The 15703-nt window shown below is 73.5% G+C and carries 14 protein-coding genes; 6 read left to right on the plus strand and 8 right to left on the minus strand.

What is annotated here, in order from left to right:
- Positions 1–193: 193 nt before the first annotated feature.
- The 3 genes from D9598_RS14185 to D9598_RS14195 form a co-directional block, all read right to left on the minus strand.
- Complete coding sequence (locus D9598_RS14185) at positions 194–1162, minus strand: tripartite tricarboxylate transporter substrate binding protein (RefSeq protein WP_198367178.1); 969 nt, start codon at positions 1160–1162, stop codon at positions 194–196.
- A gap of 38 nt (positions 1163–1200) precedes the next feature.
- On the minus strand, positions 1201–3633 hold the full coding sequence (locus tag D9598_RS14190) for a CoA transferase (RefSeq protein WP_198367179.1): 2433 nt from the start codon (positions 3631–3633) through the stop codon (positions 1201–1203).
- A gap of 79 nt (positions 3634–3712) precedes the next feature.
- Positions 3713–4408, minus strand: a complete 696-nt coding sequence (locus tag D9598_RS14195; protein ID WP_198367180.1) for a GntR family transcriptional regulator — start codon at positions 4406–4408, stop codon at positions 3713–3715.
- A 97-nt stretch (positions 4409–4505) separates the two neighbouring features.
- On the opposite strand from D9598_RS14195, the gene D9598_RS14200 reads away from it, so the two are divergent.
- The 6 genes from D9598_RS14200 (at position 4506) to D9598_RS14225 (ending at position 10358) form a co-directional block, all read left to right on the plus strand.
- On the plus strand, positions 4506–4727 hold the full coding sequence (locus D9598_RS14200) for a biotin/lipoyl-binding carrier protein (RefSeq protein ID WP_198367235.1): 222 nt from the start codon (positions 4506–4508) through the stop codon (positions 4725–4727).
- A gap of 1 nt (position 4728) precedes the next feature.
- Positions 4729–6165, plus strand: a complete 1437-nt coding sequence (locus tag D9598_RS14205; RefSeq protein ID WP_198367181.1) for a biotin carboxylase N-terminal domain-containing protein — start codon at positions 4729–4731, stop codon at positions 6163–6165.
- A gap of 14 nt (positions 6166–6179) precedes the next feature.
- Positions 6180–6740: a biotin transporter BioY gene (locus D9598_RS14210; RefSeq protein ID WP_198367182.1), complete on the plus strand. Its 561-nt coding sequence runs from the start codon at positions 6180–6182 to the stop codon at positions 6738–6740.
- Positions 6737–8305 carry an acyl-CoA carboxylase subunit beta gene (locus tag D9598_RS14215; RefSeq protein ID WP_198367183.1) on the plus strand — a complete coding sequence of 523 codons (1569 nt, stop codon included), beginning with the start codon at positions 6737–6739 and terminating at the stop codon, positions 8303–8305. Before D9598_RS14210 ends, D9598_RS14215 begins: the two co-directional genes overlap by 4 nt.
- A gap of 74 nt (positions 8306–8379) precedes the next feature.
- Positions 8380–9345, plus strand: a complete 966-nt coding sequence (locus tag D9598_RS14220) for a tripartite tricarboxylate transporter substrate binding protein (RefSeq protein ID WP_198367184.1) — start codon at positions 8380–8382, stop codon at positions 9343–9345.
- A 41-nt stretch (positions 9346–9386) separates the two neighbouring features.
- On the plus strand, positions 9387–10358 hold the full coding sequence (locus D9598_RS14225; RefSeq protein WP_198367185.1) for a tripartite tricarboxylate transporter substrate binding protein: 972 nt from the start codon (positions 9387–9389) through the stop codon (positions 10356–10358).
- Between the two features lie 43 nt (positions 10359–10401).
- On the opposite strand, the gene ilvD is transcribed toward D9598_RS14225, so the two are convergent.
- The 5 genes from ilvD to D9598_RS14250 all read right to left on the minus strand — a co-directional run bounded on the left by ilvD (position 10402) and on the right by D9598_RS14250 (position 15645).
- Positions 10402–12258, minus strand: a complete 1857-nt coding sequence (ilvD, locus tag D9598_RS14230; protein WP_198367186.1) for a dihydroxy-acid dehydratase — start codon at positions 12256–12258, stop codon at positions 10402–10404.
- 114 nt (positions 12259–12372) lie between these two features.
- Entirely contained in the window at positions 12373–13425 is a 1053-nt protein-coding gene (locus D9598_RS14235; protein WP_198367187.1) for an alpha/beta fold hydrolase, read from the minus strand.
- Positions 13426–13481: 56 nt separating this feature from the next.
- A complete protein-coding gene (locus D9598_RS14240; protein ID WP_232477216.1) occupies positions 13482–14492 on the minus strand; it encodes an NAD-dependent epimerase/dehydratase family protein in 1011 nt (336 codons plus the stop codon).
- A gap of 164 nt (positions 14493–14656) precedes the next feature.
- On the minus strand, positions 14657–15097 hold the full coding sequence (locus D9598_RS14245; protein WP_198367236.1) for a YqaA family protein: 441 nt from the start codon (positions 15095–15097) through the stop codon (positions 14657–14659).
- A gap of 17 nt (positions 15098–15114) precedes the next feature.
- Positions 15115–15645: a TIGR00645 family protein gene (locus D9598_RS14250; RefSeq protein ID WP_232477217.1), complete on the minus strand. Its 531-nt coding sequence runs from the start codon at positions 15643–15645 to the stop codon at positions 15115–15117.
- Positions 15646–15703: the final 58 nt, after the last annotated feature.

The raw sequence follows: 15703 nt of genomic DNA on the forward strand, positions 1-15703 counted from the left end.
GCCAGCGGGCCGGCCCTGCAACGGAGCGTGCAGCGACCTGCTGGGCGTTTTCTGCCGCCTCGGGAACTGGCGGCGCGTCGCCACCCGCCACGACCGCCCGGCTCAGGGCTTCCTCGCCACGCTCGCCTTCATCGCCGCCGTCACGCAGCCGATCTGAATGCGTCCCCGACCTGGGCCGGACCGGCCTCGCCCTTCACAACACGATGCCGCGCGCCTTGATCAACCGGCCATAGACCTCCTGCTCCCGCCGCACCAGCGCGGCGAAGTCGTCGAGCGGCAGCGGGTCGAGGGTGACGTCGGGCGTGGCGCGGCTGCGCACCGCCTCGCTGTTCACCGCCGCCTCCAGCGCCGTGGCGAGCTTCTGCAGGATCGGCGCCGGCACGCCGGCGGGCGCCACCAACCCGTGCCAGAACTCGAAGACGACGTCGGGATGCACCGTCTCGCGCAGGGTCGGCACATCGGGCAGCGCGGCGTTGCGCTCGGCGGAGGTGACGGCGAGGACGCGGAACCGGCCGCTCTCCAGATGCGGCAGCAGGGAGAAGACCGAGCCGGCATAGAAGGGGATGCGCCCCTCGCCCATGTCGGTGACGATCGGCACTTCGCCGCGATAGGCGACGTTCTGCATGCGGACCTTCGCCTGCGCCATCATCAGCTCCATGGCGATATGCGGCGAGCTGCCGTTGCCCACGCTGCCGAAGCCGATGTCGGGGTTCTTCCTGATGTGGTCGAGCGCCTGGGCGACGGTGTGGATCGGCAGCTTCGCCGTGACGGCGAAGGCGAGCGGCGCGCGATAGACGCGCAGCAGCGGGGCGAAATCCTCCAGCCGGTAGGGGATTTTTGGATAGAGGTTCGGGTTGAGCGAGAGCGTGCTCGTCGCCACCCAGCCGATGGTGTAGCCGTCCGCCGGGGCGCGGGCGACGGATTCGGCGGCGATCATGGTGTTGGCGCCCGCCTTGTTCTCCAGCACCACGCTCTGGCCGAGCGATTGGTGAAGCTGCTCGGCGATCAGCCGCGCCAGCACGTCGCCGGCGCCGGGGGCGAAGGGATAGACGAGGCGGATCGGCCGGTCCGGCCAGGCCTCCGCCGCGGCCCGGGCGCGGGGCAGGAGGGGGAGGGCGGCCAGGGCCGCGCCGAGGCCGGCACGCCGCGTGAACATGGACATGGTCGGGGACTCCTCATCCTGTTGCGGGCGCGCCCTTCTCATGCGGCGGGGGCGCGCTTCCTTCGCTCCGAGACCGGCACCGCCCGCCGGCCGATCACCCCGGCCTCGGCCAGCCGGGCCCGCGCCCCGGCATCCAGGCCCAGCCCGGCCAGGACGGCGTCGTTGTCCTCGCCCAGCGTCGGCGCCGGGCGGCGCACCGCGAAGGGTTCGCCGCCGGCCGGCCGGAAGGGCGCGGAGGGCTGCTCGTGCGGGCCGAGGAAGGCGCGCGTGGTGGCCTGCCAGAAGCGGCGCGCCACCAGATGGGGGTCCCGCCGCAGCCGGGTCGGCCAGGCCACGACCCCGGCGGCGACCCCGGCGGCCTGCAGGGCGTGCATGGCGGCCTCGGCGCCGTGCCGGCGCGTCCAGCCGGCCAGCGCCGCCTCCAGCTCCGCCTCGCGCGCACGGCGGCCGGGCAGCCGCGCCAGGGCGGGATCGGCGCCGAGATCGGGCCGCCCGATGGCCGCGCAGAGCCGCGCCCAGGCGGGGTCGTCGGTGACGGCGACGGCCAGCCATTCGTCATCGGCGCAGGGGAAGCAGCCATGCGGCACCTGGCCGGGATGGCGGTTGCCCCGGCGCGGGCCGGGCGAGCCGGTGGCCGATTGCGCGATGATCCAGGGCGCGACCAGCGGGAACATGCATTCCACCTGCGCCAGGTCGATGTGCTGGCCCTCGCCGGTGGCCTGCCGGTGCAGCAGGGCGGTGAGCAGGGCGGCGGCGGCGTTCAGCCCGCCGATCGGGTCGCCATAGGCGAGTTGGTTAGTGGTCGGCGGCCAGTCGGCCTCGCCGGAGACGGTGGGCAGGCCGGAGGCGTGCTCCAGCGTCGAGCCATAGGCGCGGGCGTCGCGCCAGGGGCCCTCGGCGCCGAAGGCCGGCATCGACAGCATCACGAGGTCCGGCCGCTCCGCCGCCAGCACCGGATAGTCGAGGCCGAGCTTCGGCAGGACCTCGCGCGCATAGTTCTCGACCACCGCATCGGCCCCGCGCACCAGCCGCTTCAGCAGGCCGGCGCCCTCGGGCGTGGTCAGGTCGAGGGTGATGCCCTGCTTGTTGCGGTTCTGCACGCAGAAGCGCAGGTCGTGCTCATAGCGCCGCCCGGTGAAGAAGGCCGGCCGCGGATCGACGCCGCGCCACCAGTCCGGATACTGGCAGGCCTCGACCTTGATGACCTCGGCGCCGAGATCGGCCAGCTGCCGCGTGCAGAGCGGCCCGGCCCAGCCCATCGACAGGTCGATGATCCGCAGCCCCGCGAGCGGCAGGCCTGGCTCCCCCGGAAGATGCTTTCCCACGGGATGCTTTCCGAGGGGATGCTCCCCCAAGGGGCGGGGCGGCGGTGGCGGCAGGGCATCGTCCTCGCCCGCCAGGGGCGCGCGGCCGGCGGCCAGCGGGGGCGTGCGCTCCAGGCGCTGCGGCAGGGTCGGGCCCTCGAAGCGCGCCGCGCCCAGGGTGATCGCCGCGAAGGCGTCGCGGGCGCGGTGGGTCGGCGTCTCCAGCAGCCTCGCCATCTCCGGCACCACGGCGAAGGGCAGGCGGCGGCGCAGCGCCTCCTCGAACCATTCCTGCGCCGTGCGCTGCAGCAGGCGCGGCGCGAAGACCGCCTCCAGCCGGTCGGCATGGCGCAGCCGGTCGAGGGCGACGATGTGCTCCGGGTCGTCGGCCAGGCCGGGCAGGTCCAGCATCTCGCAGAAGGCACGGAACTGCTGCGGCGTGACCACGGTGACCCCGAGCCAGCCCTCCTTGCAGCGATAGACGCCGAGCGGGCTGGTGGGGGCGAAGCGGTTGACGCCGTAGCGCCGCTCGACCTCCGGATTGGTCACGCCCTGCGTCGCCTGATATTCGGCGACGCTGATATTGGCCTCGTGGATGCTCACCTCGAGCCGCGCCGCGCCGCCGCCCAGCAGATGCGCGGCCGTGGCGTTGAAGGCGGCGATGCCGCCGACCACCTCGCCGGCGATGCCTCCCAGCATGGCGGGCGGGCCCTCGGCCGGGCCGGTGCAGGCGAAGACGCCGGCCAGGGCGCGGGCGGTGATGTCGGTGGCCGCGAAGTCGCGATAGGGGCCGCTGTCGCCGAACCAGGAGATGGCGGTCCGCACCGCGCCGGGGGCGCCGAGGGGCGCGGCCTCGCGCTCGGCGCGGGGGCGGGCGTCGAGCACCACGTCGCAGGCGGCGGCCAGGGCGGCCTGTCGCTCCGGCGTCGCCGTCTGGCCGCGCTTGTTGCTGTTGAGCCAGGCGAAAAGGGCGGAGTCCCGCCCGGCGCCGGTCTCGACCAGCGGCGGCTCGCGGCGCAGCGGATCGCCGCCGGGCGGCTCCAGCTTGAACACCTCGGCGCCGAAGTCCGCGAAGAGCTTGCCGGCATAGGCCAGGGCGACGCCGCCGCCGATCTCCAGGACGCGGAAGGGTGCGAGGGGCAGGGCGCGCGGGGGCTCGGCGGGCATGGTCGGCGTTTCCTCCCCGGACGGCGGCGCGGCCGTCCATTTGTGATTTGTTATATAAGATCGGCCGCCCGGCCCGGCGTCAAGCCGGCGCCTCGGCGGAGAGCGGGCCGTTGAGCTGCGGCAGGCGGCGCAGCAACTCATCGCCATAGAGGCTGACATCGCGCTGCACGGCGAGGCGCGCCAGGCTCGGATCGCCCTCGCGCAGGCCGCGGATCACCTCCAGATGCGGATGCTGGTCGCGCGGGTGCTTCATGCGGATCTGCGTCAGCCCGGCCTGCAACGGGCCGCATTGCAGCCACAGCCCCTCGATGATCCGCAGCAGCACCGGCTGCCGCGCCAGGCCGCAGAGCGTCATGTGGAAGCGCTCGTTCTCGGCCAGCAGGTCGTCCAGCCGGCGCTCGCGCACCGCCGCCATCATCCGCTCATGGATGGCGAGCAGCATCTCCGCCCCGGCCGGCCCGCTGTGCTCGGCGGCGCGGGCGGCGGCGCGGCCCTCCAGCTCGGCGCGCAGCTCCAGGATCTCGCGGCAGCGCGCCTCGGTCAGCACCGGCACGCGGACGGAGCGGTGATCGAGCTGCTGCAGCCCGTTCTCGCTCACCAGCCGCGCCAGCGCCTCGCGCACCGGCGTCGGGCTCACGCCGAGGCCGGCGGCGAGGTCGCGCAGCTTCAGCTTCTCGCCCGGGCGGAAGCGGCTGCGCATCAGGTCCAGCCGCAGCCGCTGATAGACCTTGGCGCCGACATTCTCCGCCTGGATCACCCCCTGTTCCTCGTCCATCGCCGCTCTCCCACCTCCCGATGCGGCAAGAAGGGTTGACGCCCCCGGCCCCTGGGTGGATTTTGTGATAACAAATATGACGAGGGAGCGCCAGGGCATGGCCGAGGTGAGCGTGACATCCGAAATCGCGGCGTCCGTCTGGAAGATCCAGGCCGGGCCGGGGGACCGGGTGGAGGAGGGCGACGTGCTGATGATCCTGGAGTCCATGAAGATGGAGATCCCGGTCACGGCGCCCTCGGCCGGCCGCGTCACCGCCATCCTGGTGCAGGAGGGGCAGGCGGTGGAGGAGGAGCAGGCCGTCGCGACGCTGGAGGCCTGAGATGGCCTCCCCCTCCCCGGAGGCTCCCCTGGAGGCGTCCCTGGCCCCCGTGCTGATCGCCAATCGCGGCGAGATCGCCTGCCGCGTCGCGGCCACCTGCCGCCGCCTCGGCCTGCCCAGCGTGGCGGTGTATTCGGATGCCGATGCCGGGGCCCTGCATGTCGCCGCCGCCGACCGGGCGGAGCGCATCGGGCCGGCCGCGCCGCGCGAGTCCTACCTGAACATCGAGGCCATCCTGGCGGCGGCGCGGCGCTCCGGCGCCCGGTCGGTGCATCCGGGCTATGGCTTCCTCAGCGAGAACGCCGACTTCGCCGCCGCCTGCGAGGCCGCCGGCCTGGTCTTCATCGGGCCCCCGGCCGAAGCGATCCGCGCCATGGGCGGCAAGGCGGCGGCCAAGGCGGTGGCGCGCCGGGCCGGCGTGCCCGCCGTGCCGGGCTATGACGGCGAGGATCAGTCGGACGAGCGCCTCGCCGCGGAGGCGGAGGCCATCGGCTATCCCGTGATGATCAAGGCGGTGGCCGGAGGCGGCGGACGCGGCATGCGGCGCGTGGCGCGACCCGGCGATTTCGCCGCCGCGCTGGAGGGCGCCCGGCGCGAGGCCGCCGCCTTCGGCGACACGCGGCTGCTGCTGGAGAAGCTCGTCTCCCGCGCGCGGCACATCGAGGTGCAGGTCTTCGCCGATGCCCATGGTCATGTGGTGCATCTGGGCGAGCGGGACTGCAGCCTGCAGCGGCGCAACCAGAAGCTGGTGGAGGAATCCCCCGCGCCGGGGATGACGGCGGCGCTGCGCGAGGAGCTTGGCCGGCGTGCCGTGGCGCTGGCGCGCGCCGTCGGGTATCGCGGCGCCGGCACGGTGGAGTTCGTCGCCGATGCCGGCGCGGAGGATGGTGCCGATGCCGGGGCGCTGGCCGCCGACCGCGTCTGGTTCATCGAGATGAACACGCGGCTGCAGGTCGAGCATCCGGTGACGGAGATGGTCACCGGCCTCGATCTGGTGGAGTGGCAGCTTCGCATCGCCGCCGGCGCGCCGCTGCCGCTGCGGCAGGAGGAGATCCGCCTCGAGGGCCATGCCGTGGAGGCGCGGCTCTGCGCCGAGGACCCGGCGCGCAACTTCCTGCCCTCGCCCGGCACCCTGGCGGCGCTCGCCCTGCCGGAGCCGGGGGGAGGGCTGCGCGTCGATGCCGGCATCCGCGCCGGCGACAAGGTGACGCCCTTCTACGATCCGATGCTGGCCAAGGTGATCGTGCACGCGCCGGACCGCGCCGCGGCGCTGGCCGGCCTCGCCGCCGCGCTGCGCCGAGCGCGGGTCGAGGGCATCCGCTGGAATGCCGGCTTCCTGGCCGATCTGCTCGACACGCCGGAGATGCGGGAGGCGGCCATCGACACCGGCCTCGCCGAGCGCCTCCGTCCCCGCCTGACGCCGCCGCGCGCGGCCTGACCGAAAGGCTCCCGATGCTGAACGCCATTTCCCTCTCCCGCCCCGCGGCCCGGCCGTTGCGCGCCGCGCTGCTGGCGCTGGGCGGCAGCCTGGCCATCGCCGCCTCGGCCCAGGTGCAGGTGCCGCTGCAGCCCGTGCCGATGACGCTGCAGAGCCTCGTCGTGCTGCTGGTCGGCATGGCCTACGGGCCACGGCTCGGCGCCGCCACCCTGGCGCTCTACCTGGCCGAGGGGCTGGTCGGCCTGCCGGTCTTCGCCGGCTTCAAGGCCGGGCCGGCGGCGCTGCTGGGCCCGACCGGAGGCTACCTGCTGGGCTTCCTGCCCGCCGCCGCCCTGGCCGGCGCGCTGGCCGCGCGCGGCTGGGGCCAGGGCTGGGCGCGCGGCGCCGCCACCCTGGCGCTGGGCCATGCGGTGATCCTGGCCGCCGGCGTCTCCTGGCTGGCGGTGCTGGCGGGGCCGGCGGTGGCCGTCAGCGCCGGGCTGCTGCCCTTCCTGCCGGGCACGGCGGTGAAGGTGGCGCTGGGCGCGACGCTGCTCGCCGCGTTGCGGCGGCGTGGCGCGGAGGCCGGCCGATGAGCTGGCAGCCCGAACTGGACGAGCTGCGCGCCCGCGAGGCGATGGCGCGCGAGCTGGGCGGCGCCGACAAGGTGCGCCGCCAGCACGATGCCGGGCGGCTGACCGTGCGCGAGCGGGTGGAGGGGCTGGTCGATGCCGGCAGCTTCCGCGAGACCGGGGCCATCGCCGGCAAGGCGCAGTACGACGAGGCGGGCCGGCTCAGCGGCTTCCAGCCCTCCAACTGCGTCTTCGGCCGCGCCGAGCTGAACGGCCGCCCGGTCGTCGTGGTCGGCGACGACTTCACGGTGCGCGGCGGCTCGGCCGATGCCACGATCCGCGAGAAGCCGATCATGGCCGAGCGGCTGGCGCACGACTTCCGTCTGCCGCTGATCCGCATGATCGAGGGCTCGGGTGGCGGCGGCTCGGTGCGCACCATCGAGACCACCGGGCGCGCCAACCTGCCGGGCGGCATCGGCGGCGGCTGGCTCTACCATTACACCACGGAGAATCTCAGCGTCGTGCCGGTGGTGGGGCTGGGGCTCGGCTCGGTCGCCGGTCTCGGCGCCGCGCGGCTGGCCTCGACCCATTTCTCGGTCATGACCAAGGAGACCGCCTCGATGTTCGTGGCCGGCCCGCCCGTGGTGGCGCGGCTGGGCCAGACGCTGGAGAAGAAGGCGCTGGGCGGCTGGGAGATCCAGACGCGCAGCGGCGCCATCGACCACGCCGTCGATACCGAGGCGGAGGCCTTCGCCTGCGCCCGGCGCTTCCTCTCCTACCTGCCCTCCTCGGTCCATGAACTGCCGCCGCTGGCGGCGCCCGGGGATCCGAAGGACGATCCGGCGCGGCGTGACGAGAAGCTCTTCACCGCCATCCCGCGCGACCGCCGGCAGGTCTACAAGATCCGCCCGATCATCGAATCCGTCGTGGACCAGGGCAGCTTCTTCGAGATGGGGAAGATGTTCGGCCGCTCCATCGTCACCGGCCTGGCGCGGCTCGACGGGCATCCGGTGGCGGTGATGGCGAGCGATCCCTTCTTCTACGGCGGCTCCTGGACCGCCGACACCTGCCAGAAGGTGATCCGCTTCCTCGACCTCGCCGAGACCTTCCACCTGCCCGTGGTCTATCTGATGGACTGCCCGGGCTTCATGATCGGGCTGGAGGCGGAGAAGGCGGCGACCATCCGCCTCGGCGTGCGTGCCATGGCGGCGCTGAACCAGACGACGGTGCCCTTCTGCACCATGATCCTGCGCAACGCCTTCGGCGTCGCGGGGGTGGCGCACCAGCCGGCCGGGCGGCTCTCGCTGCGCTATGCCTGGCTCTCGGCGCGCTGGGGCTCGCTGCCGCTGGAAGGCGGCATCGAGGCGGCCTACCGCGCCGAGCTGGACGAGGCGGCGGACCCGAAGGCGAAGCTCGCCGAGATCGAGCAGCGGCTGGAGCAGCTCCGCTCGCCCTTCCGCACCGCCGAGGCCTTCTGGGTCGAGGAGATCATCGACCCGCGCGACACCCGCCGCCTGCTCTGCGAGTTCGCGCATCTGGCCCGGCCGCTGCTGGAGCCGCGCCCCTCGGGGCTGCGCATGCGGCCGTGAGGCAACCCCGCCGGGCGCGGGCCGCCCGGCGGCGCGACCATGGGGAAGCAATGGGAAGGGGACGGATCATGGCGATGCGGCGGCTCCATGGCATGTCGGCGGGTCTGGCGGCCCTGCTGTTCTGCTCCGCGCCACAGGCCCAGGGCTTCCCGGAGCATCCGCCCCGCATCCTGGGCGGCTTCGCGGCGGGCGGCACCAGCGACATCGTCAACCGGCTGATCGCCGAGGCGGTGGCGCCGGACTTCGGCCAGCGCCCGGTCGTGGAGGTGCGGACCGGCGCCAACGGCTTCATCGCGGCCGCCGAGGCGGCACGTGGCGCGCCGGACGGGCTGACCGTCGTGCAGTGCTCCACCGGCCTGCTCACCATCAGCCCGCAACTGCCGGGCGCGCAGATCCCGATCGATCCGGCGCGGGACCTCGTGCCGATCGCCAATGTCGCGCATTCCAGCCAGGTGATGGTGGTCTCGGCCCGCTCGCCCTATCGCAGCGTGGCCGAATTCGTCGCAGCGGCGCGCGAGCGGCCCGGCCGCCTGACCTTCGCCAGCGCCGGCATCGGCTCGGTCTCCCATCTCTCCGGCGCCCGTCTCGCGCGGGTCGCGGCGCTGGAGCTGGTTCATGTCCCCTATCGTGGGGCGGCGCCGGGCGTGCTGGACGTGGCGGCCGGGCGCGCCGACACCATCATCACCAATCTCGGCGACGTGGTGGCGCAGCTGGGCGAGGGGCTGCGCCTGCTCGCCTTCGCCGATGGCATTGGCTCGCCGCGCTTCGCCGGCGTGCCGCAGGTCTCGGACACCCTGCCGGGCTATGCGGTGAGCGGCTGGTTCGGCCTGTGTGGTCCGCGCGGCCTGCCGCCGGCGCTGGCCGCGCGCTGGTTCGAGGCGCTGCGCAGCGGCTTCGACGATCCCGCGCTGCGGCGGCGCCTGGACGAGAACGGGCTGGTGCTGCGGCTGGAGGACAGCGCGGCCTTCGCCCGCACCGTCGCGGCGGACCGGCAGGGCTGGGGCGAGGTGATCCGCGCCGCCGGCATCCGGGCCGAATGAGTACAGGCCGAACAAGATCCGCCTGGGGAAGGAAACACGGAATGAGAAGGCTTCTGGGACTGGCGCTGCTGGGCGCCGGATTGCTGCCGGGCATCGCCCTGGGGCAGGCCGCCCCGCCCGCCGGGGAGACGCTCCGCATCATCGCCGGCTTCTCGCCCGGCGGCACCAGCGACATCATGGCGCGGCTGATGGCGGAAGCCATGGCGCCCGTCCTCGGCCAGCGGGTGCTGGTCGAGAACCGCACCGGCGCCAATGGCTTCATCGCCGCCGAGGCGGTGGCGCGCGGCCCGGTGGATGGCAGCGTGGTCTTCCAGTGCCCGATGGGCACCATGACCATCAGCCCCGAGCTGCCCGGCCTGACGCTGCCGGTCGATCCGGGCCAGGACCTGATCCCGGTCGCCAATGCCACCCTCTCCCGCTACGGCGTGGCGGTGGGCGCGCGCAGCCCCTACCGCAGCCTGCAGGACGTCCTGGCCGAGGGGCGGAAGCGGCCGGGGGCGCTGAGCTATGCCTCGGCCGGCGGCGGCTCGGCGCAGCACCTCTCGGGCGAGCGGCTGAGCCGGATGGCCGGGCTGCAGCTGCTGCACGTGCCCTATCGCGGCGCTGCGCCCGCCATGCTGGACGTGATCGCCGGCCGGGCGGACCTCATCATCAGCAATCTCGGCGACATGATCCGCCAGGTGGAGGGCGGCGAGCTGCGCCTGCTGGCGGTGGGCGACAGTGGCGAGCTGGAAGGCTATCCGGGCCTTGCCAAGCTGCCGGAGGTCGTGCCGGGGCTGGAGGTGGTCGGCTGGTTCGGCTTCTGCGGGCCGCGTGGCATGGCGCCGGAGGCGGTGGCGCGCTGGTCCGGCGCGGTGAGGACGGCGCTGGAGAATCCGGAGCTGCGGAAGAAGCTGCTGGGCAACGGGCTGACGCCGCTCTTCGAGGACCAGGCGGCCTTCGGCGCGCGCATGGCGCGCGACCGCAGGCTCTGGGGCGAGACGATCCGCGCGGCGGGCATCCGGGCGGATTGAGGTCCGTGCCGGGCGGGGCCCGCCGCCCCGCCCGGAAGGGCTCTCAGCGCCGCCGCAGCTGGCTGACGTCGCGCACCGCGCCGCGCGCCGCGCTGGTGGTCAGCGCGCCATAGGCCTGCAGCGCCATCGACACCTTGCGCTGGCGGTCCGGCTGCCAGGCCGCCTCGCCCTTCGCCTCCATGGCGGCGCGGCGCGCGGCGAGCTCTTCGTCGGAGAGGTCGACGCGCAGCACGCGGTTCGGGATGTCGATGACGATGGTGTCGCCGCTCTCGACCAGGCCGATGGCGCCGCCTTCCGCCGCCTCGGGCGAGATATGGCCGATGGAGAGGCCGGAGCTGCCGCCGGAGAAGCGGCCGTCGGTGATGAGCGCGCAGGAGGAGGCGAGGCCCTTCGACTTCAGGTAGCTCGTCGGGTAGAGCATCTCCTGCATGCCGGGCCCGCCCTTCGGCCCCTCGTAGCGGATCAGCACCACGTCGCCCGGCTTCACCCTGTTGCCGAGGATGGCCGAGACCGCCGCCTCCTGGCTCTCGAAGATCACCGCGGGGCCGGAGAAGGTCAGCAGCTTCGCATCCACCCCGGCGGTCTTCACGATGGCGCCGTCCAGCGCGATGTTGCCGTAGAGCACGGCCAGCCCGCCGTCGCGGCTGAAGGCGTGCCCGATGTCGCGCACCACGCCGCCGGCGCGGTCGGCGTCGAGCGTCCGGTAGCGCTCGGCCTGGCTGAAGGCCTCGGTGGTGCGGACGCCGCCGGGCGCCGCGCCGTAGAGGGTGGTGGCGTCATCGCCCTGCTGCCGGCCGGGCGCCTTGATGTCCCACTTCTCCAGCGCGGCGGCGAGGCTCGGCGCATGCACCATCGGCAGCTCGCGGTGCAGCAGGCCGGCGCGGTCCAGTTCGCCCAGGATGCCCATGATGCCGCCGGCGCGGTGCACGTCCTCCATGTAGACATCGGCGATGTTGGGCGCGACCTTGCAGAGGTTCGGCACGCGGCGCGACAGCCGGTCGATGTCGGCCATGCGGAAGGGGATGCCGCCCTCCTCCGCCGCCGCCAGCAGGTGCAGCACCGTGTTGGTCGAGCCGCCCATGGCGATGTCGAGCGACATGGCGTTCTCGAAGGCCTCGAAGGTGGCGATGCCGCGCGGCAGGGCGGTGGCGTCCTCCTGCTCGTACCAGCGGCGCGCCAGGTCGACGATCAGCCAGCCGGCCTCGACGAAGAGCTTGCGGCGGTCGGCATGGGTCGCGACGATGCTGCCGTTGCCGGGCAGGGCGAGGCCCAGCGCCTCGGTCAGGCAGTTCATCGAATTGGCGGTGAACATGCCGGAGCAGGAGCCGCAGGTCGGACAGGCCGAGCGCTCCAGCCGCTCCGCCTCGGCGTCGCTGACATTCGGGTTGGCGGCGGAGACCATGGCGGTGATCAGGTCGGATCGCTGGGTGGCGCCGCCGCTCGGCCGCCCCGCCTCCATCGGCCCGCCCGAGACGAAGACGGTCGGGATGTTCAGCCGCATCGCCGCCATCAGCATGCCGGGCGTGATCTTGTCGCAGTTGCTGATGCAGACCAGCGCGTCGGCGCAATGGGCGTTGACCATGTACTCGACCGCGTCGGCGATCAGCTCGCGCGAGGGGAGGCTGTAGAGCATCCCGTCATGGCCCATGGCGATGCCGTCATCGACGGCGATGGTGTTGAACTCCTTGGCCACGCCGCCCGCCGCCTCGACCTCGCGCGCGACCAGCTGGCCGAGGTCCTTCAGGTGCACATGGCCGGGCACGAACTGGGTGAAGGAATTCGCGATGGCGATGATCGGCTTGCCGAAATCGCCGTCCTTCATGCCGGTGGCGCGCCAGAGGCTGCGCGCGCCGGCCATGTTGCGGCCATGGGTGGTGGTGCGGGAGCGGTAAGCGGGCATCGGCAGGGTCCTGGACGGCGTTCTTGTCCCCATCGGGGCGCGGGGGGTGTTGGAGGTATCGCAGCCGGCCGGGCGAGTCCATCGGCGGCGGCGCCGAGGCCTGGAGGGGGCGGGTCAGCGGTCCCGGCCCATCCAGGCCTCGGCCGCGCGGTCGGCGCCGGAGGGCAGGGGGGCGGCGGGATCGGCCATCCAGGCCAGCACATCGGCGGCGACGGCATCCCGCCCCTTGTCGCGCAGCAGCATGTGGTAGCCGGTGGCGTAATAGCCCGCGCGGTGCCTGGCGGCGCCCTCGGGGGCGCCCTCCGGGGCGGGCGGCAGGGCGCGCAGCAGCCCGCGCACCGGGCCGGGGGAGATGATGCGGTCCCTGGCGCCGTAGAGCACCAGCAGCGGGGCCCCGAGCCGCGGGGCCGCCGCCTTGGCCGCGTCCATCAGCCCGATCAGGCCATAGAGCGTGTCCACCCGCACCTCCTTGTAGGTCAGTGGGTCGCGGCTCCAGCCCCGCATCGCCTCCTCGTTGTCGGTGGGCGCGAAGCCGGGGGCCGCGTTGCGGAACTCGAGCAGCGGCACGGTGTGCGCCGCCAGCTCGAGCACCTGCCGGGTCAGCCAGGACATGTCGGCGCGCCCTTCCAGGGCCGGGGCGACGAGGATCAGCCCATCGACCGGCAGGGGTTCCGCGCCGCTCGCCGCCAGCATCGCCACGGCGCCGCCCATGCTCTCGCCGAGCAGGAAGAAGGGCAGGCCGGGATGGCGCTGCCGCAGCAGCCGCGCCGCCGCCGCCGCATCGGCGGCCAGGGCTTCGGCGCCGGCCCAGACGCCGCGATGCGGGGCGGCGCCGAAGCCGCGCTGGTCATAGGCATAGACGAGGACGCCGGCGGCCAGGAAGGGCTCGGCGGCGCGCCGGAAGGCGTTGCCGGCGGTATCGCCGAAGCCGTGCAGGCCGAGCAGCACGGCGCGCGGCGGTCCCTCCGGCCGCCAGATGTGCAGCGGCAGGCGGGCGCCGTCGGGCATGACCAGCGCCTCCTCCCGCAGGGCCGGCGCCGCCAGGGGCGGGCCGGCCGGAATCGTGCGCGGCGCGCAGGCGGCAAGGCCGGACAGCACGGCCAGGAGCAGGGGGAGGACCCAGGGGAGGACCCAGGGGAGGACCAGGGGGAGGACCAGACGGATCATCGGTGCGGCGCAGCATGGCCCGCGCGCCGCGTCAGGGCCAGCGAAAGGCGGCCTCCTCAGCCGCAGCGATGATAGGCCCTGTACCAGTCCACGAAGCGCGCCAGCCCCTCCTCGATCGGCGTGCGCGGCGTGAAGCCCACCGCCTCGCGCAGGGCCGTGACGTCGGCATAGGTCCGCTCGACGTCGCCCGGCTGCATCGGCAGCAGGCGGCAGCGGACCTTGCGGCCCGTCAGCTGCGCCAGCACCTCCACCATGTGCCGCAGCGGCACCGGCGTGTGGTTGCCGATGTTGAACAGCCGGTGCGGCACGCCGGGGTCGATCCGCCCGGGCTCCTCGTCCGACGCCGCGGTGTCGGCGGGCGGGCGGGCCACCAGTCGCTGGATCGCCTCCACCACCTCGTCGACATAGGTGAAGTCGCGGGCCATGTCGCCCTGGTTGTAGATGTCGATCGGCTGGCCCGCGTAGATGGCGTCGGTGAACTTGTAATAGGCCATGTCGGGGCGGCCCCAGGGTCCGTAGACGGTGAAGAAGCGCAGTCCCGAGGCGGGGATGCGGTAGAGGTGGCTGTAGCTCTGGGCCATCAACTCATTGGCGCGCTTGGTCGCGGCATAGAGCGAGACCGGGCGGTTCACCGGATCGGATTCGGCGAAGGGCAGCTTGGTGTTGGCGCCGTAGACCGAGGAGGAGGAGGCATAGACCAGGTGCTGCACCGGATGGGCGCGGCAGGCCTCCAGCACCGAGAGGAAGCCGTCGATGTTGGAGGAGGTGTAGGCCGCCGGGTTCTCCAGCGAGTAGCGCACCCCGGCCTGGGCGGCGAGATGCACCACCGCCTCCGGCCGGAAGGCGGCGAAGGCGGCGCGGGTCGCGGCCGCATGCGACAGGTCCAGGCGCTGGAAGGCGAAATGCGGCTGGTCGTGCAGCGTCTCGAGGCGGGCCTGCTTCAGGCGGACGTCGTAGTAGGAGGTGAGGCTGTCGAGGCCAAGAACGGCGCAGCCGCTGCGCAGCAGCTGGTGGGCGACGGCATGGCCGATGAAGCCGGCCGCGCCGGTCACGAGAATGCGCTTCATCCCGGCGCGTCGTTTTTCTTGGCTCGAAACATTCGCCTTCCCTGACATGACGGGTGGCGCCGCGGCAAGGGGCAGCGTTCCATCGCCGGATCGTCACATAGCGTCTCCCGCGGTTCCGGCAACCGGGCAGGGCGGGAAAGCCGCCCTTCTCCCCCGGTTTCCGCTCAGCCGCTCCAGCCCCGCAGCGCCGCCGCCAGGGCGATGTACCGGCCGGCCTTGCCGATGCTGACCAGGAGGAGGAACCAGGCCAGCGGGACCCGCAGCACCCCGGCGACGAAGGTGAGCGGGTCGCCGACCACCGGCAGCCAGCTCAGCAGCAGCGACCAGTGGCCGAGGCGGCCATACCAGCGCTCCGCCCGGGCCAGCGCCGCCGGTTTCACGGGAAACCAGCGGCGGTCGCGGAACCGCGCGGCCCAGCGGCCGAGCAGCCAGTTGACCACCGATCCGCCGATATTGCCCGCGCTGGCGACCAGGAGCAGCAGCGGCACCGCGTGCTCGCCCGAGAGCAGCAGGCCGGCCAGCACCGCCTCGGACTGCGCCGGCAGCAGGGTGGCGGCCAGGAAGGCGGCGGCGAAGAGGCCGCCATAGGCCAGGAGAGGCTCCAGGGCGGCCCCCTGCGGCCTCAGTGCCCCTCGCCCGAGAGCCGGTCCATCCAGGCCAGCAGCACGCCGGTCAGGCAGAAGCCGAGATGCACGGCCAGTTGCAGCAGGACGTCCTGCATCGGCTGGTTGTGGATGTCGAGGAAGGTCTTGAGCAGATGGATGCCGGAGATGGCGACGATGGAGGCGATCAGCTTCAGCTTGAGCGCCGAGAAGTCGACATGGCCGAGCCATTGCGGCCGGTCCTCGTGCTCCGCCACCTCCAGCCGCGAGACGAAGTTCTCATAGCCCGCCATGACGACGATGACGAGCAGGTTGGCGGCCAGCGTCAGGTCGATCAGGGTGAGCACCAGCATCACCAGGTCGTCGGTCTTCATGCCGCCGATGGCGGTGAGGCCGGTCCAGAACTCGACGGCGAAGCGGGCCGCGATCAGCACCAGCACCGCCATCAGCGCCAGGTAGACCGGCGCCATGATCCAGCGCATGCCGAAGAGCGCGGCCTCGATCCGCCGCTCCACCGCCCTGCCCAGCGACATCCTTCTGTCCAGAGACATCCCGCGCCAAACTCCTTCCCGACAGGGCCCGGCCATTCCGGGCCCACCGGCTTCTGCC

This window comes from Roseomonas sp. KE0001, assembly GCF_016107285.1.
Taxonomy (GTDB): domain Bacteria; phylum Pseudomonadota; class Alphaproteobacteria; order Acetobacterales; family Acetobacteraceae; genus Pseudoroseomonas.